The sequence below is a fragment of the Cupriavidus sp. GW823-FHT07A04 genome (genome assembly GCF_058794615.1).
This window is the reverse complement of record NZ_JBXAHA010000038.1, coordinates 21,266-37,599: the sequence shown is the minus strand read 5'-3', so window position 1 is coordinate 37,599 and position 16,334 is coordinate 21,266. Positions and strand designations below refer to the sequence as shown.

At 67.9% G+C, this 16,334-nt stretch carries 13 protein-coding genes; 9 read left to right on the top strand and 4 right to left on the bottom strand.

What is annotated here, in order from left to right; all coding sequences use genetic code 11:
• Positions 1 to 203 precede the first annotated feature (203 nt).
• From AC1Q7Q_RS39330 to AC1Q7Q_RS39320, 3 genes are all read right to left on the bottom strand, one after another.
• Complete coding sequence (locus tag AC1Q7Q_RS39330) at positions 204 to 890, bottom strand: histidine phosphatase family protein (RefSeq protein ID WP_492374213.1); 687 nt, start codon at positions 888 to 890, stop codon at positions 204 to 206.
• Positions 891 to 1,093: 203 nt separating this feature from the next.
• The gene (locus tag AC1Q7Q_RS39325) at positions 1,094 to 2,092 is read right to left on the bottom strand and encodes a Bug family tripartite tricarboxylate transporter substrate binding protein (protein ID WP_492374214.1); all 999 of its coding nucleotides are present in this window, start codon (positions 2,090 to 2,092) and stop codon (positions 1,094 to 1,096) included.
• Positions 2,093 to 2,226: 134 nt separating this feature from the next.
• Positions 2,227 to 2,919 (bottom strand): TetR/AcrR family transcriptional regulator, encoded by a 693-nt coding sequence (locus tag AC1Q7Q_RS39320; RefSeq protein ID WP_492374215.1) that lies wholly within the window; start codon positions 2,917 to 2,919, stop codon positions 2,227 to 2,229.
• 156 nt (positions 2,920 to 3,075) lie between these two features.
• Between AC1Q7Q_RS39320 and AC1Q7Q_RS39315 the strand changes: the two genes are divergently transcribed.
• The 6 genes from AC1Q7Q_RS39315 to AC1Q7Q_RS39290 all read left to right on the top strand — a co-directional run bounded on the left by AC1Q7Q_RS39315 (position 3,076) and on the right by AC1Q7Q_RS39290 (position 10,983).
• Positions 3,076 to 3,882: an IclR family transcriptional regulator gene (locus tag AC1Q7Q_RS39315; protein WP_150985276.1), complete on the top strand. Its 807-nt coding sequence runs from the start codon at positions 3,076 to 3,078 to the stop codon at positions 3,880 to 3,882.
• A 113-nt stretch (positions 3,883 to 3,995) separates the two neighbouring features.
• Positions 3,996 to 6,158 carry an acetate--CoA ligase family protein gene (locus tag AC1Q7Q_RS39310; protein ID WP_492374216.1) on the top strand — a complete coding sequence of 721 codons (2,163 nt, stop codon included), beginning with the start codon at positions 3,996 to 3,998 and terminating at the stop codon, positions 6,156 to 6,158.
• Positions 6,159 to 6,256: 98 nt separating this feature from the next.
• A complete protein-coding gene (locus tag AC1Q7Q_RS39305) occupies positions 6,257 to 7,267 on the top strand; it encodes a Bug family tripartite tricarboxylate transporter substrate binding protein (protein WP_492374217.1) in 1,011 nt (336 codons plus the stop codon).
• Positions 7,268 to 7,294: 27 nt separating this feature from the next.
• Positions 7,295 to 8,596 carry a DUF1254 domain-containing protein gene (locus tag AC1Q7Q_RS39300; protein ID WP_492387291.1) on the top strand — a complete coding sequence of 434 codons (1,302 nt, stop codon included), beginning with the start codon at positions 7,295 to 7,297 and terminating at the stop codon, positions 8,594 to 8,596.
• A 24-nt stretch (positions 8,597 to 8,620) separates the two neighbouring features.
• Positions 8,621 to 9,988 carry a DUF1254 domain-containing protein gene (locus tag AC1Q7Q_RS39295; protein ID WP_492375733.1) on the top strand — a complete coding sequence of 456 codons (1,368 nt, stop codon included), beginning with the start codon at positions 8,621 to 8,623 and terminating at the stop codon, positions 9,986 to 9,988.
• Positions 9,985 to 10,983: a Bug family tripartite tricarboxylate transporter substrate binding protein gene (locus AC1Q7Q_RS39290; RefSeq protein ID WP_492375732.1), complete on the top strand. Its 999-nt coding sequence runs from the start codon at positions 9,985 to 9,987 to the stop codon at positions 10,981 to 10,983. Before AC1Q7Q_RS39295 ends, AC1Q7Q_RS39290 begins: the two co-directional genes overlap by 4 nt.
• A gap of 77 nt (positions 10,984 to 11,060) precedes the next feature.
• On the opposite strand, the gene AC1Q7Q_RS39285 is transcribed toward AC1Q7Q_RS39290, so the two are convergent.
• Positions 11,061 to 11,798, bottom strand: a complete 738-nt coding sequence (locus AC1Q7Q_RS39285) for a CerR family C-terminal domain-containing protein (protein ID WP_492375731.1) — start codon at positions 11,796 to 11,798, stop codon at positions 11,061 to 11,063.
• 90 nt (positions 11,799 to 11,888) lie between these two features.
• Between AC1Q7Q_RS39285 and AC1Q7Q_RS39280 the strand changes: the two genes are divergently transcribed.
• The 3 genes from AC1Q7Q_RS39280 to AC1Q7Q_RS39270 are packed head-to-tail and all read left to right on the top strand — an operon-like array spanning position 11,889 to position 16,128.
• Complete coding sequence (locus tag AC1Q7Q_RS39280) at positions 11,889 to 13,046, top strand: HlyD family secretion protein (protein WP_492375730.1); 1,158 nt, start codon at positions 11,889 to 11,891, stop codon at positions 13,044 to 13,046.
• A 22-nt stretch (positions 13,047 to 13,068) separates the two neighbouring features.
• Entirely contained in the window at positions 13,069 to 14,649 is a 1,581-nt protein-coding gene (locus tag AC1Q7Q_RS39275) for a DHA2 family efflux MFS transporter permease subunit (RefSeq protein ID WP_492375729.1), read from the top strand.
• A gap of 6 nt (positions 14,650 to 14,655) precedes the next feature.
• Positions 14,656 to 16,128 (top strand): efflux transporter outer membrane subunit, encoded by a 1,473-nt coding sequence (locus AC1Q7Q_RS39270; protein ID WP_492375728.1) that lies wholly within the window; start codon positions 14,656 to 14,658, stop codon positions 16,126 to 16,128.
• Positions 16,129 to 16,334 lie beyond the last annotated feature (206 nt).

Genomic DNA, 16,334 nt, shown 5'->3' with positions numbered 1-16,334 from the left:
TTAGTCTTCTTTGCCGACGCAAAGAAGAGTGACCGGCAGCCCCCGCAGGGGGATGTCGTATGGCTTTTGGGTGCAAGAGCCAACGCCGCTTAAAGAAACAGCAACCAACCCCGCAGGGCAATGTCGTACAGCTTTTGGGTGCAAAAGCCAACGCCGCTGCAAAAACGACCAGAAAACGCTAGCCAACCCCAGCCCGGCACCCCTCAAGCAAACGTAATAGCATCCCGCCGATCAACCCGATCCAAATGCGGCAAACTATTAAAACTAAGCAACCTCTGCATCCCACGCCCAGAAATAATCTCGCAAAACGCCGTATTCCGAAACTGCAAATTCAACTCGATCGCAGTCTGCGCCGGCGCATCCAGCAAATCCGCGGTAGCCCGTCCGATCGCCCCGCCAGAACTGACAACCAACACCGCATCCTCTCGCGAAGCCCCTTCCGTGGCATGCAGCAAACCATCGCGGATCCGTCCCCCAAACTCCGCCCACGACTCCGGCATGCCCACCAGCTGATCCAGCGTCCAGGCCTGATACGCCGCGCGGAATGTGCGCCAGTAGTCGTTGTAGTCAGCGTTCTGGTGCGCGCGATGATCCGCCCCGCCGGTATGGCTGCGGTACAGCGCTTCGCCATCGTATTCGTTAAGGCCGAGGTGGGTTTCGATGTTCGTCTGGACCGGCACATCGCCGGCCCCCATGCCGGCCAGGATTTCCAGCGCGGTGTCCTGCTGGCGCACTAGCGAGCCAGCCACCACCCGCTTGAACGCGACGCCGCGCTCGCGGAAATATTCGCCCAGCCAGCGGGCCTGTTGCCGGCCGGTGTCGGAGAGGCAGTCGTAGTTGGCGGCGCCGAACGAGGCTTGACCGTGCCGTACCAGGAAGAGCGTTGCCATGCGTGATGTCGGCGCCGGTGGGCACCCGGGAAGCGGTAAAAGGGAAATCGGCACGCGAACGCAGGGGCGCCGCGCGGGGTGCAGCCATTGTATGAGTGCCGGGCGCGGCGGCCAAGCTAAGCCGCGCCGGATTCATAGCGGTCATTGCCGCGCTGCATTATCCCGCTGCACAGCGGCAGGGTCAGTCCAGCCTTAGTCCGCCCTTAGTCCAGCGTGACGCCGGTGTCCGCGGTCAGCTTGAGCACGCCCGGCAGGTAGGCCTTGTAGGCAGCCACGGCTTCTGCCGGCAGGTTGCCAATCGGCTCCGCACCCATGTCCTCGATGCGCTGGCTGATCTCCGGCGTCTTCACCAGTGCGCTCACCTCGCGGCCCAGGCGCTCGACGATGTCGCTGGGCGTGCGTGCCGGGACCAGCAGCGTGATGGGTCCGGTCAGCTTGTACGGCTCGTCGGGATAGCCGGCTTCGGCAAAGGTTGGCACGTCGGGCAAGGCCTTGGCGCGCCGGGTGCCGGTGACGGCCAGCGCTCGCAGCTTGCCGCTGGCGAAGTGCTGCTTGAGCGAGGTTACCGAGCCAACCGTCATGTTGACCTGGCCGGCGAGCAGGTCGCTCACCATCGGGCCTTCGCCGCGATACGGCACGTGCAGGATATCGACGCCGTAGGTTTTGTCGAGGTAGGCCTGGATGGTGTGCGGCTGCGTGCCCGGGCCCCAGGAGCCCATGCGCAGCTTGCCGGGTTCCTTCTTGGCATAAGCGATCAGTTCCGCCACGGTCTTCACCGGCAGCGTGCCGTTGACGGCTAGCACCGTGCGCGCCATGGCGATGTCGGACACCTGGCGCAGGTCGGTGCGCGGGTCGTAGGGCAGCTTCTTGTAGAGGGCGAGATTGGCGGTGATGGGACCGGGGATGGTCAGCAGCAGCGTGTAGCCATCGGGCGCCGACTTGGCCACGTAGTCGGTGCCGATGATGCCGCCGGCGCCGCCTTTGTTCTCCACCACCACGGTTTGTCCCAGCCGTTTGCCCAGGCCTTCGGCCAGCGTGCGCGAGAGCGTGTCGGTGAGGCCGCCGGCCGGGTAGGGCACGATCAGGTGCAGGGGCTTGGTGGGATAGCTGGCTTGCGCCTGGGCTGCCAGCGGCAGTAGTGCCGCGCAGGCGCAGGCCAGCAGGACGGCCGCCTTCCCGCAGAACGGGCTGCGTATTGTCATGTTTTGTCTCCTCGGGGTTTTATAGAATTCGGCGCGCGCTCCGAGCAAAATGCGCGCGCCGATATTGGGCAAGGCTTGATGACGGCGGGAAACCACGCGCGGGACCGCGCGTTGTGTGTTGTGATGTTACGGCGTCAGGCCGGCAGCGCGAGGTAGCCGGCCACCAGCCGGGTCATCTCGCCGGGCAGCCGTTCGTCGTCGAGCGGCAGCGGGCCCGCGTCGTTGAGGATGGCATTGACCACGATGCTGAACACGGCTTGCATGGCAAAGCGCACGCGCATCTCCGCCTGCTCCGGCGGCACCGGCATGCGCGGCACCAGCAGCGCCACCATGCGTTCCACCACGTCTTGCCCGCTTTCGCGATGCGGCAGCCACTCTTCCGGGCGGACGGAGGCGTGCTTGAGCGATGCCTTGATCACGCCGCGGTTGGCGTGGCAGCCGACCACCACGTAGCGCATGATTTTTTCCAGCATCACATCGGTGGGCACGTCTTCCCAGCGTTCCACGCGTAGGTAGCGCGCCACGGAATCGCCGGTTTCCTGCATCACCAGCGCGCGCAGGGATTCGAAGAACGCCTGCTTGTCGCGGAAGCGGCCGTAGAAGGCCCCGACCGACACTTCGCAGGCGGAGGCGATCTGCGCAACCGACACCGCGGAGAAATCCCGCTGCGCCAGCAGTTCGCGGCCGGCGTCCAGCAGAGCCTGCTCGGTCTCGCGCGCACGGCGCTGGCGCGGTGGCTGCAGGATCGACGGGGTCGCTACGGTAGGGAATGCGGAAGTCCCCTTGGACGGCTTGGCGGGGGACGCGGCAGAGGACGAGAGGGGCATGTTAATTCCGTATGCGAATTCTGATTCGGTTTTGTGAACCATATGGTTACCACGGCGTTTCGTCAAGAAACGGTCTACATTTCCAATATGTGGAAATACATTCCGTTCTTTGACACAGAAAATGACGCCGCCCACACTGCGGTGCAAGGAGACAAGATGAACACGTCGGTCGAACAGTTCATAGCCGAGCGCAGGAAAGAGGACCCGTCCTTCGGTGGCTTGCTGGCCAAGGGCTTTGCCTTGCTGCGCTGCTTCATCGACGAGCCGCGTCCGCTTGGCAACGGCGAGCTCGCCGAGCGCCTGCAGATGCCACGCGCCACGGTGTCGCGCATCTGCCGCACGCTGTTCGAGCTGGGCTACCTGGATTGGGATCCCAAGCTCGACAAGTACTTCGTCGGCGCCCAGGTGCTGGCCCTGGGTTATCCCTACCTGGCCGGGCTGCCGGTGCGTCACGTGGCACGCCCGCTGATGCAGGCGCTGGCGGATCGTATCGAGGGTGCCGTATCGATGGGCGTGGCACATCGGCTGGACGTGACCTACCTGCAGAGCTGCACGCATCACGAGGGCACGGCGGCACGCCCCGGCGTGGGCGCGGTGCGCTCGGTGCTCAGCACCGCGATGGGCCGTGCTTTCCTGTGCACGCTTTCCAAGAGCGAGTTCGAGCAACTGATGCAGGCCGCTCGCCACGAACGCGCCGAGGAGTACGCCGCCTGCTACGACACCATTTGCCACAACGTGGCGCATTACCCCAAGCGCGGCTTTGCCATCAATGAAGGCGACGCCGGCAGCGGCGTGCATGGCGTGGGCGTGTACTCGCGCATCGTCTACCTGAACCGCCCGCTGCTGTTCAACTGCGCGATCGCCGGCTCGCAAATGCGGCGCGGCATGCTGGAAAAGAAGATCGCACCGCTGCTGATGGAGATGACCCGCACCATCGAATCCATGACGGGCCTGCGGCAATAGCCGGGCCGGCAGAGCAAGAAACACGAAGCTACACGAACGCATACGAAGCCACACACAGCGCCGGTACAGGCGCAAACAAGACAAGCCATTCAAGGCCATCCGGAGACAACGCCATGCCTAGTCTAGATTTCCTGCTGAAACCGCGTTCGGTCGCGGTCATCGGCGCATCCACGCAGCCCGAGAAGGTCGGCGGCATGCCGATTCGCCTGCTGCGCGAGCTCGGCTACGCCGGGCGAATATTTCCCGTGCATCCCACCGCCAGCGAGATCCAGGGCTTGCCCGCTTACGCGACGCTGGCCGCGATTGGCCAGCCCGTCGACCTGGCCATCGTGGCGGTGCCGGCGGTGGCGACGGAATCCGTGATGGCGCAACTGGCGCGAAACGGCACGCGCGCCGCGATCTTCTTCACCTCGGGCTTTGCCGAAGTGGGCGATGAGGGCCTGGCCATGCAAGTGGCGCTGGCCGAGAGCGCGCGCCGCCACGGCGTGGCCCTGCTCGGCCCCAATTGCCTGGGCGTGATGAATCTGCGCGAGCGCATGTTTGCCACTTTCTCGCCGATCCCGCTGACTGGCGTGCCGCCTGCGGGCGACGTGGGACTGGTCAGCCAGAGCGGCGCGTTTGGCGCCTACGCCTTTGCGCTGGCGCGCGAGGCCGGGCTGGGCCTGAGCCATTGGGTGACCACTGGCAACGAGGCCGGCCTGCAGGTGGCCGATGTGATCGAGTGGATGGCGCAGGACAAAGATACCCGCGTGATCCTGGCGTATATGGAAGGCTGCCGCGATGGCGCGCGCTTGCGCCAGGCGCTGGCCGCCGCGCGTGCCGCCGGCAAGCCGGTGGTGATCACCAAGGTGGGCACCACCGAGGCGGGCGCGCGTTCGGCGCAGTCGCACACGGCCAGCCTGGCAGGAGAAGACGCGGTGTATCAGGCGGTGTTCGACGAGTACGGTGTGCATCGTGCCCATACGCTCGAGGACTTCTTCCGCCTCGGCTACACGCTGTCGCGCGGGCGCCGGCCGGCGCGCTGGGACAGCCCGAGCGGGTTGATGGCCGACGCGGTGGCGCCGGTGGCCATTGTCACCGTGTCCGGCGGCGTCGGCATCATGATGGCCGATCGCGCCGAAGAACTTGGCATGCCCATGCCGCCCATGCCCGCGGCAGCCGCCAAGGCGCTGCGCACGAGCATCCCCTTTGCCAGCACCGCCAACCCGATCGATGTGACGGGGCAGGTGGTGGCCCAGCCCGCCGTGCTGCTCGACGCGATGGCGGGCGTGGCCACCTGCGGCGAGTACGGCAGCGTGGTGGCCTTCCTCGCCGGTGGCGCCAACGCGCCGCGCTTGTGGGAAGAACTGCAGCGCACCATCGGCGCGCTGCATGAGGACAAGCGCGCCGCGCCGCTGCTGCTTTCCGGCGTGGTCGACGACGACAAGCGGGCGTGGCTGGAGGCGCATGGCTGCCTGGTGTTCCGCGAACCTGCCCACGCCATCGAGGCCGTGGCCGCGCTGGCCCGCGCGGCAGCGTGGGAAGCCGCCGCGAGCGTGCCAGTTGCCGAGGCCGAGGCCGCGGCGCCGGTCGCCGCGCTCCTGCGCGATGTGCCGGACGATGCCAGCGCGCTGTCCGAGTTCGACGCCATGCGCCTGCTGGCGGACGCCGGCGTGCCAGTGGCCGCGCACGGCCTGGCACGCGACGCCGATGAAGCCGTGGCGCTGGCGCAGCGCATCGGCTACCCGGTGGCGGTAAAGCTGTGCTCGGCACAGGTGTTGCACAAGAGCGACGTAGGCGGCGTGGCGCTCAACCTGACGGACGACGCCGCGGTGCGCAAGGCCTTTGCCGCGATGCAGGCGGCGCTGGCCCGGGCCGACGCCAGCCTGCCCTTCGAGGGCGTGCTGGTGGCCCGCATGGTGCGCGGCTGGGGCGAGCTGATGGTAGGCGTGCGGCGCGATCCGGTCTTCGGGCTGGTGGTGCTGGCCGGCATCGGTGGCACCGCGGTGGAGATCTTCCGGCAGATGGCCTTCGGCCTGGCGCCGTTGTCGCCCGAGCGCGCCCGCGCCATGCTCGAGCGCAGCCGCGCGGCGGTGCTGTTCGCCGGCCATCGCGGCAACCCGGTGCTGCCGCTGGCACAGGCAGCCGACCTGCTGGTGCGCGTGTCGAAGGTGGCCGCGGCGCTGGGTCCCCGGCTCGACACACTGGAGATCAACCCGTTCATCATCGGCGCCGATGGCGCGGTGGCTGCGGACGCCGTGATCACCTTGCTGCCGGCGGGCGGGCCGAGGGCATGACCGCGATGGCGTAGTAACGAAGCTTGACCCCACCGCGCAATCCGATACCGGCACAGACCGGACGCGCGGATGGGGAACCACAACTGGAGACAACCATCATGCATTTACAAGCTGCAAGGACCGCGCGCGCGCCGGCGGCAGGCGCTCTCGCCGTCGTCATGCTGACGGCGCTGGCCGCCACACCGGCGCACGCCGCACCACCGCAAGCCACGAAATATCCTGACAAGCCGATCCGCCTGGTGGTGCCCTTTCCGCCAGGCGGCGGCACCGACGTCATCGGGCGGCTGGTGGCCGCCAAGCTGTCGACCGCGCTGGGCGGCACCGTGCTGGTGGAAAACGTGGCGGGTGCCACCGGCACCATCGGCTCGGCCCAGGTGGCGCGCGCCGCGCCGGACGGCTACACGCTGTTGCTCGGCATCTCCGCCACGCATGCCATCGCGCCGGCGATCTTCCCCCGCCTGCCCTACGATCCCGTGCGCGATTTCGTGCCGGTGGGCCGGCTGGCCTACGGCGGCAACGTGCTGGTGGCAGGCCCGGAGTTCACGGGCAAGGACCTGCCGGCGCTGATTGCAGCCGCCAAGCGTCCAGGCGCTGACCTCACCTACGGTTCCTGGGGCCCCGGCTCGGGCGGCCACCTGGCCGGCGAGAGCCTCAATGTCAGCAGCGGCATCCATCTGCGCCACATTCCCTACAAAGGCGTGAGCCCGATGCTGACCGATGTGATGGGCGGCACGCTGCCGGTGGCCATGTCCGACCTGGCCGGCACCTTGCCGTTGATCCGCAGCGGCAAGGTCCGGGCGCTGGCGGTGACCGGCTCGGAGCGCTCGGTGGCGTTGCCCGATGTGCCCACCTTCGCCGAGTCCGGCGTGCCGTTGCGCATCGACAGCTGGTACGCGCTGTTCGCGCCGGCCCGCACGCCGGCCCCCATCCTCGATCGCCTTGAGCGCGCTGTCGACGCCATCATGGCCGAGCCCGCCATGCAGGCGCAGGCCGCCACGCTGGGCATGCGCTTCACCCCACAGCCGCGCGCCGTCTTTGCCGCCCAGATGCAGGACGACGTCCGTGCCTGGGCCGCCCTCGTCAAGTCGAGCGGCGCCGCCCTCGAATAATCCCGCCAGGAGCCAACACATATGAACATGAACCCTCCCGCCGCCCCCGTCACGCACGCCAGCCCCCAGCAGGCGCTGGTCGCCGGCGCAGCGCTGCCGCTGGTGATCTACGGCTATGCGCTCATCGAGACGCTGCGCACCTGCCGCCTGCAGACCTCGGTTGCCGCTGCCACCGGCTATGGCCGCGCGCCGATGAACACGTTGTCGGCGAGCGAGCGTCAGTGGACGCATAAGGACCGCGACATCGTCACCCCGGCCAACGACCTGCTGTACTTCTGCGGCTGGGTCAACCTGGCCGATGGCCCGGTGACGCTGCGCATTCCGCCGCTGCCCGACGCGGGCCGCTACTACGTGATCGAGCTGCTCGACGTGCACACCAACAACTTCGAGAACCTGGGACCACGCAATGTCGCTGCCGAAGGCGGCGAGATCGAGCTGGTCGGCCCGGGCCAGAAGGCCAGCGGCGCGCATGCGGTGTCATGCCCGAGCTCACTGGTCTGGCTGCTCGGCCGCGTGCTGGTGCAGGGGCCGGATGACCTGGCGGTGGCGCGTGCCTTTGAGCAGGGCTTCGCGCTGACCCGCACGCCGGGCGCGGCGCGTCCGCGCTGCGTGGACCAGTGGCACGACAGCGGCCGGCCCGCGCTGGACTTCTTCCACAACCTCTTCAACGCGCTGCGCGAGTTCCCGCCGGCGGCCGAGGAACTGGGGATCCTGACGCTGTTGCGCAAGGCCGGCATCCGGCTGGAAGACGAGACCGATTTCGCGGCGCTGCGCCCGGCCATCGTGGCCGGGCTGGAAAGCGCTTACGCGCAAGGCATGGCGGTGATCGAGGCCCATACCCGCAGCCAGGGCCGCAAGAGCTGGGGCTACAGCCTGAAGCTGGGCATGTACGGCGACGACTGGCTGCAGCGCGCCTGCACCGCGATGAAGGGCCTGGGCGCCCTGCGCGCGGACGAGGCGATCTACGCCATGGCCGATTTCGATGCCGACGGCGCGCCGCTTGATGGCCGTCGCCGTTATGAGCTGCGCTTCGCGCCCGGCATGCTGCCGCCCGCGCAAGCGTTCTGGTCGGTGTCGCTATACGGCGAGGATCGTTACTTCAGCGCCAACGAGATCGGCCGCTACGCCGTGGGCGACCGCACGCCGGGCTTGCGCATGGAGGCCGATGGCAGCCTGGTGATCCCCATCTCGCACGCGCGAGCGCAGCAGCAGGAGAACTGGCTGCCCGCGCCTGCTGGCTCGTTCTACCTGATCCTGCGGCTCTACCATCCCGCGCCGTCTTTCCTGCAAGGCCAGTACACCATCCCGGCCGTGCGCCGCGTCGATTGAGTCAACCAAATTATGGAAGCCACCATGTACCAGACCATATCCGCCGTGCCCGCCGTGCCCGCCGTGCCCGCCGCGCCCGCCCTCGACGCCATCCGTTACACGCTGCCCCTCTACGAAATGGCGCGCATGCGCGCCGCCACCTGCCCGCGCCGCAACAGCGCCGGTGTGTTTGCCGCGCAGCAGCCCGATGCCCCGGTGCGCTGGATCAATCATTTCATTCACACGCGCCAGCTGCTTGGCCCGCAGCATCGCCAGGTGGTCACGCCCAATAACGACACGCTCTACAGCAACGCCTGGATGGACCTGTCGCAAGGGCCGCTGCTGCTGGACGTGCCCGACAGCTTGGGCCGCTACTACGTGCTCGGCCTGCTCGATTTCTATACCAATCCCTTTGGCTATATCGGCACCCGCACCACGGGCAACGGGCGCGGCCGCTTCTTGCTGCATGGCCCGCGCTGGCAGGGCGACGTGCCGGCTGGTGCTACCGCCATCGCCTGCCCCACGGACGCGGTGTGGCTGCTCGGCCGCGTGCTGGTGGATGGCGAAGCCGACCTGCCGGCCGTGCACGCGCTGCAGGACCAGTTCCGCCTGAGCACGCTGGCCGGGGCGAGCGCCGCGCGGGCGTTCGATGTGCGCATGCAGCCTGGCGAGCATCTGGGCGATCCGCGCCGCTATGCCGAGGTGGTCAACCAGGCGCTGCGCGAGAACCCGCCGCCGCCGGCTGAGGCAGGGCTGGTGGCAGGCTTTGCGCCTTTTGGCATTGGCGCGGATTGCGATGCGGCCGCGCTTGGCGACGATGCGCTTGCCCGCCTGGGCGACGCCATCCAGGCGGTGCTTGCCGAACTGGCGACGCCGCTGCCGTCCGACCTCGGCGGCGGCTGGACCCTGCCGGTGGAAATCCGCGAATCGTTCGGCACGCGTTTCGCCGAGCGCGCGCTGGTGGCGCGCAACTATATCGGCGCGCTCGGCGTGCAAGAGGCGATGTACGTGATGGCCGACCGCGACAGCGAAGGGGCGCCGCTCGATGGCCGCGCCGGCTACGAGCTGGTCTTCCCGGCCGATGGGCTGCCACAGGTGGGTGCGTTCTGGTCGCTCACCATGTATGGCAAGGCCGACTGCATGCTGGTCGATAACGTGCTGGGGCGCTACTCGCTGGGCGACCGCTCGCCGAGCCTGCGCTACGGGCCGGACGGCAGCCTGCGGCTGCGCCTGTCGGCCACGCCGCCGGCCGACCCGGCGGACGAAGGCAACTGGCTGCCCGCGCCCGCAGGCCCGTTCTACGTGACGCTGCGGCTCTACGTGCCCCAGCCCGCGCATCTCGACAAGACCTTTGTCTATCCGCCGATCCGCCCGCTGGCGGGTGCGGCTGCTTCGGTCAAGGAGCCGTCATGACACCGAATTCACGCAAGCGCAGGCAAGTGCTGCGCCTGGCCGGCAACGCCGTGCTGTTGGCCGCGGGCTGCGGTGCGCTGGCGCCGGTGCAGGCCGAGGAATTTCCGTCGCATCCGGTGCGCCTGGTATCGCCCTACGGCCCGGGCGGCTCCAACGACATCTCGGCGCGCCTGCTCAGCGAGGGGCTCAGCCGCAAGTACAAGCAGCAGTTCGTGGTGGAGAACAAGCCCGGCGCTGGCACGCGCGTGGCCAACGAGCAGATCGCGCGCGCCACGCCGGACGGCTACACCCTGTTGTGGGCGGCGGCGCCGTTTGCCATCAACGCGGCGGCAGGGCTGTCCCAGCATTACGACATCCACAAGGACTTCGTGGCAGTAGGACCACGCGTGCTCGGGCCGATATTCCTGATCGTCAACGCCGATTCGCCGGTGCGCACGGTGGCGGATTTCGTGCGCATGGCGCGTGATAAGAAGGACGGCGTGACTTTCGCCTCGCCGGGCATCGGCTCGGGGCCGCACCTGACCGCCGAGCTATTCGCCGCCCAGGCGAAATTCAAGGGCCTCAACGTGCATTACCGCGGCGACTCCACGGCCTACACTGAGTTGCTCGCTGGGCGGGTCGACGCGACGTTGACCGCCATCACCACCGCGCTGCCATTTATCAAGGCCGGCAAGCTACGCGTGATCGCGGTGTCCGCCGAGCAGCGCACGCCGGTGTATCCGGACGCGCCCACGTTCGGCGAGCAAGGGTATCCCGGCGTGGTGGGTTACGGCTGGTTCGGGCTGATGGCGCCGGCGGGCACGCCGCCGGCCATCGTGCAGCAACTCAACCGGGACGCCAACGCGGTGCTGGCCGATGCGCAGACGCGCAGCAAGCTGATCGGCCTCGGGCTGCAGCCGGAGGCGGGCGACAGTGCATCGTTCGCGCGCTTCGTCGACGCCGAGGTGGCCAAGTGGGGGCCATTGATCAAGTCGGCGGGGATCAAGCTGGAATAAACAGGGTAGCGCGCGGCGTTCGTTCCCGGCGTTCGCTACCGGCTTTCGCGCAACGGCCCGCTCGCTGCCTGCTGGCTTTAGCCGCGGACGGCGCCTTGCTGTGCGTCGCGCGCCGCGACAAAGGCCAGCAGCAGCACCCTCGTCTGCTCGAAAATCACGTCTCCAAGCTGGGCCATCTCTTTAGGGCCAATCGTTTCCCATTCGAGGGCGCTGAGCACGTTCCGGCGAAACATGCGGAACACGGCAACCTGGCTGTCTATCGCGATGGTCCGGATCTTGGTGACATCATCGGTCGGCTTGCGTCCGGTCAGCCGGCCGATGATCGACGCGGTCACGGGGAACAAGCGGCGGTTGAGGCGTTCGTCGATCACCGCGAAGGCCGCCGGCGGACCGAGGCCCGCGCGTTCGCGCGCCATGAAGAGTTGCCAGTCGCGCGCCTCGGGTGAGTCGCTCAGGAACGAGACGAAGCAGCCCTGGAGTCCCATGTAGGCCTCGATCAAGTCCGAGTCATCGGCGTCGGGGTTGGCCAAAGTCGCTTGCGCCGCGCTCACCGGCGCGGCCAGGTACTCCCAGACGCGCGCGACGAAGTGCTCCACGCAGGCAATGTAGACCCCTTCCTTGTTGTCGAAGTAGTACTGCAGCGCAGGCGCATTGACGCCAGCCTCTTTCGCGATGTCGCGCGTCGACGCTCCCTCGAATCCCCGTTCCCCGAAGAGTCGCAGCGCCGCCTCGACGATGCGCAGGCGCGTTTCCTCGCCTCGCTGGTAGCCGCCTTCGGCGGCCGGTCGGTGTCGTGCCATGGGATTCGTCGCCATCCTTGAGATCGTGCCAGGAGAGAAATATATCACTTGACACAATTTGTCCGACTGGAATAATTGTGCCGTTTGGAATAATTTGGAGCCCCCATGTCTACCGCCGCGCCCGCCGATTCGCCCGCCGACCCTCTGTTGCGAGGCGAAGCCACGTCAACCCCAGCGAAGCCTGCGGTGCGCCATCGCCGCCGCACGGTGCTGCTTTTCCTGGCTGGCAGCGCGTTGGTGGGGGCAGCAACCTGGGGCGGGCACTGGTGGACGGTGGGCCGCTTTATGGAAACCACCGACGACGCCTATCTGCAGGCCGACAGCGTGACGGTGGCGCCGAAGGTGAGCGGCTATGTGGCTGAAGTCCTGGTACGCGATAACCAGGCGGTCGTCGTTGGGCAGGCATTGGCACGGCTCGACAGCCGTCAGTACCAGGCAGCGCTGGACGAGGCCACGGCGACCGTTGCCTCGCGCCAGGCCGACGTGGCGCGTAGCGAGGCGGACCTTGCGCAGCAGCAGGCCACTATCGCGCAGGCCCGGGCCGAACTCGACGGAGCGCGAGCCAATGTGCGCTACGCGGCATCGCAGGTGGATCGTTATGCGCCGCTGGTCAAGTCGGGCGCCGAGACGGAGGAGCGGAGCGCGGAGTTGCGCAACGCGCAGACACGTGCCGCCACGACGCAGCAAGCGAACGAGGCCGCCTTGCGCGCGGCCCAGAGCCAGACGCTCACGCTGCAGGCAAAGCTGCAGCAGGCACGCGCGCAACTGGCTGTGGCCGAGGCGAGCGCGCGCCGCGCCCAGCTCGACCTGCAGGATACGTTGGTGCGCAGCACCCTGGCCGGCCGCGTCGCGGATCGCGCCGTGCGCGTCGGGCAGTTCGCGCAGCCGGGCACGCGCCTGCTGACGATCGTGCCGCTGCAGGATCTCTACCTGAGCGCCAACTTCAAGGAAACGCAGGTCGGCCACATGGTGCCGGGCCAGCCCGTGACAATCCATGTCGACGCGCTGCCGGATGCCGATCTGCACGGCACCGTCGAAAGCCTGTCGCCCGGCACGGGCTCCCAGTTCGCCCTGCTGCCCGCGCAGAACGCCACCGGCAATTTCACCAAGATCGTGCAGCGCGTGCCGGTGCGCATTCACCTGGATGTGTCTGGCGAGGCGCGCAGGGCGCTGGTGCCGGGGCTGTCTGTAACGGTGGAGGTCGACACGCGCCACGCGGCGCCCACGCAAGCGCACGCTGCGGCCGGGGGCGCGCGTGGCTAAGGCGCCGCGGTCCGGTGCCGGCGTGTCCGGGGGCAACCCGGCATCCGCGCCCGCAGTGCCCAACGCTTCCACCGCTGACTGGATCGCGGTTGCGGCCGGCGCGCTCGGCGCGCTGCTCGCCACGCTCGATATCTCGATCACCAACTCGGCGTTGCCGCAGATCCAGGGGCAGATCGGCGCCGCGGGCACGGAGGGCACGTGGATCTCCACGGGCTACCTGATGTCGGAGATCGTGATCATCCCGCTCGCCGCGTGGCTCACGCGCGTGTTCGGGCTGCGGCGCTTCCTGATGTGGAACGCGATCCTCTTCACCGCGTTCTCGATGATGTGCGGGCTATCCCACAGCCTGGCCGCGATGGTCATCGGCCGCATCGGCCAAGGCTTCGCCGGCGGCGCCATGATCCCGACCGCGCAGACCATCATTCGCACGCGCTTGCCCCGGCACCAGATGCCGATCGGCATGTCGGCGTTCGGCCTGATCGTCCTGCTCGGCCCATTGCTCGGCCCGGTGGCTGGCGGCTGGCTGACCGAGAACGCCGACTGGCGCTGGTGTTTTTTCCTGAACCTGCCGATCTCGGTGGCGCTGGTGACGCTGCTCTATCTTGGCCTGAAGCCGGAGCGCGCGAACCTGCAGGCGTTCGTCAAGGCGGACTGGCTCGGCATCGCGGGGCTGGCCATCGGCCTGAGCTCGCTCACGGTGGTGCTGGAGGAGGGGCAGCGCGAGCGCTGGTTTGAATCGCCGACGATCGCATGGCTATCGCTGCTTTCCGCGGCCGGCATCCTGATGATGGTCGTTGGCCAGTTCACGGCGAACACGCCGATCGTGCGGCTGCGGCTGCTGCTCAACAAAAACTACGCCAGCGTCATCCTGATTGTCTCGACGGTTGGCGCCGGGCTCTATGGCGTGTCTTACCTGTTGCCGCAGTTCCTCGCCACCATCGCCGGATACAACGCGGAGCAGGCGGGCTCGATCATGCTGCTCTCCGGTCTTCCGGCATTCCTGATGATGCCGATCCTGCCCCGCATGCTTGGCAAGTTCGATAGCCGTTGGCTCGTCATCACCGGGCTGTTGTGTTTCTTCGGCAGCTGCATGCTGGATATCTCGCTCACCACGCAAAGCGTCGGGCACGACTTCATCGGCTCGCAGATCCTGCGCGGCTTCGGGCAGATCCTGGCGATGATGCCGCTCAACCAGGCATCGATGGCGGCTGTCGCCACCCATGAGGCGGGCGACGCGGCTGGCCTGTACAACATGGCCCGCAACCTGGGCGGCTCGGTCGGGCTCGCGCTGCTCGGCACGCTGATCGACCGCCGCAATACGTATCACGACGCCGTGATCCGTGAATCGGTCAGCGCCAACAGCGCGATCGGGCAGGAACACATCTCGTCCAGCGCGGCGGGCTTTTTCGCGCAGCACGGCGATATGGCGCATGCGAAGCTCCAGGCCATGGCACAGATGGCCGGGGAGATCGCCAGGCAGGCGGCCGTCATCACCTTCTCCGAGACCTTCTTTGTGCTGGGCATCGCGCTGCTACTATGCGTGCCGCTGGCCTTCCTTCTCAAGCAACCGGGTGCCGGCACGCCGGTGTCCTCCGGTCATTGATCGATCATGCACGACATCAAATCAAATACGCTGCCGGGCCCTGGCCGGCTGCGCACGGTCTCCCTCAGTGCCGCGCTGGCGTTTGCCATGAGTGGCTGCGCGGTCGGGCCTGACTATCACGGCGCGCCTGAAGTCGCGGCCGACGCCATGCGCGCCACGGCATTTCCCCATGCCCCGCACAGTACCGAGCCGGCCGCGCCGCGCGTCGCAACCTGGTGGCGCGCGCTGGGCGATCCCCAACTGGATGCACTGATAGAAACCGCATTGGCGCATAGCCCGGACATTCGTGCAGCGCAGGCCAGCGTGCGGCAGGCGCGTGCCGGCCTGCGCGGGCAGCAAGCCGATGCACTCCCCAAGGTGGGGGCAACCGCCGCCACGCTGCGCACGCGCTCGCCGAATTTGTCGTCGTTTTCCGGTGGCGCGACGTCTGGCGGCCGCGGACCATTGGCGCTCTATCTTGCCAACTTCGATGCCAGCTGGGAGATCGATCTGTTTGGCGGGACGCGGCGTGCCATCGAGGCGGCCGCGGCGCAGGCGGACGCTTCCGCCGAACAGCTCGCGGACGCCCACGTGCAACTGGCAGCCGAGGTCGCCCAAGCCTACATCGGCCTGCGCGAGCAGCAGGCGCGCCTGACACACCTGCGCGCCTCGGAAAAGCTCGAAGCCGACATGCTGGAGCTGACGCAGCAACGGCGCGAACGCGGGGTGGCATCGGCGCTGGAAGTGGAGCGGCTCCTGACCCAGGTGGAGGGCACCCGCTCGCAGATCGCGCCCATCGAGGCGCAGATCACGGAGTCGTTCGATGAACTCGCCGTACTCACGGGGCGCGCCCCCGGCGCACTGGATGGCGAACTCGGCCCGCAACGGCCATTGCCCACGTTGCCGGCTACGGTGTCCGTCGGTAACCCAGCCGCACTGCTCAAGGCGCGGCCGGACATCCGCGCGGCGGAGCGTACCCTGGCCTCGCAGAACGCGCAGATCGGCGCTAGCAAGGCTGACTGGTTCCCCAAGCTGTCGCTGTTCGGCTCCCTGGGCTACAGCGCGATGGACCCCGGTCACCTGGTCCGCAAGGACAACGCCACCTGGCTCGCCTTGCCGCGGCTGCAGTGGAACGCGCTGGATTTCGGCCGGGTTGCCGCCAGCGTGGACGGTGCGCAGGCAGGACGCGACAATGCCGAGGCAAGGTACGAGAGCGTGGTCCTGAAGGCGCTGCGCGATGCCGATGTGGCCTTGTCCCGCTACGGGCACCAGCGCGAGAACGTGGTCCTGCTGCGCCGGGTGGAGGCGTCCGCCGAGCGCGCCGCCGTGCTGACCCAGCAGCGCTACCGCGCCGGTACGGCCAGCATGCTTGACTGGCTGGATGTCGAACGCACCCGGGTACGTGCGCAGCAGGATCGGATCGCCGGCGATGCCAACCTGATCAAGGACTTCGTGTCGTTGCAAAAGGCACTGGGACTGGGTTGGCAGAACGAGGGCTAGGACGGACGGCGGCCGTGGCGTTTCAGTCCGCCACGTTCCCTTTGTTGTATTCAGCATACGTTTACCCACCCTGGCAAATTGTGGATCAAACTGCTCTGCGCCGAGGGTTTGCACGGATAACCCGCGCGGCCGCTTGGCGCACGGGGCAGCGACGGCCCCGCAGGTTAGGCAACCGGCACTCCGCCGGTGCATGCGCCGCTGTTCAA

Coding starts and splice junctions, on each gene's coding strand:
- AC1Q7Q_RS39330 (WP_492374213.1), bottom strand. CDS start 890: ATGGCAACGCTCTTCCTGGTACGGCACGGTCAAGCCTCGTTCGGCGCC.
- AC1Q7Q_RS39325 (WP_492374214.1), bottom strand. CDS start 2,092: ATGACAATACGCAGCCCGTTCTGCGGGAAGGCGGCCGTCCTGCTGGCC.
- AC1Q7Q_RS39320 (WP_492374215.1), bottom strand. CDS start 2,919: ATGCCCCTCTCGTCCTCTGCCGCGTCCCCCGCCAAGCCGTCCAAGGGG.
- AC1Q7Q_RS39315 (WP_150985276.1), top strand. CDS start 3,076: ATGAACACGTCGGTCGAACAGTTCATAGCCGAGCGCAGGAAAGAGGAC.
- AC1Q7Q_RS39310 (WP_492374216.1), top strand. CDS start 3,996: ATGCCTAGTCTAGATTTCCTGCTGAAACCGCGTTCGGTCGCGGTCATC.
- AC1Q7Q_RS39305 (WP_492374217.1), top strand. CDS start 6,257: ATGCATTTACAAGCTGCAAGGACCGCGCGCGCGCCGGCGGCAGGCGCT.
- AC1Q7Q_RS39300 (WP_492387291.1), top strand. CDS start 7,295: ATGAACCCTCCCGCCGCCCCCGTCACGCACGCCAGCCCCCAGCAGGCG.
- AC1Q7Q_RS39295 (WP_492375733.1), top strand. CDS start 8,621: ATGTACCAGACCATATCCGCCGTGCCCGCCGTGCCCGCCGTGCCCGCC.
- AC1Q7Q_RS39290 (WP_492375732.1), top strand. CDS start 9,985: ATGACACCGAATTCACGCAAGCGCAGGCAAGTGCTGCGCCTGGCCGGC.
- AC1Q7Q_RS39285 (WP_492375731.1), bottom strand. CDS start 11,798: ATGGCGACGAATCCCATGGCACGACACCGACCGGCCGCCGAAGGCGGC.
- AC1Q7Q_RS39280 (WP_492375730.1), top strand. CDS start 11,889: ATGTCTACCGCCGCGCCCGCCGATTCGCCCGCCGACCCTCTGTTGCGA.
- AC1Q7Q_RS39270 (WP_492375728.1), top strand. CDS start 14,656: ATGCACGACATCAAATCAAATACGCTGCCGGGCCCTGGCCGGCTGCGC.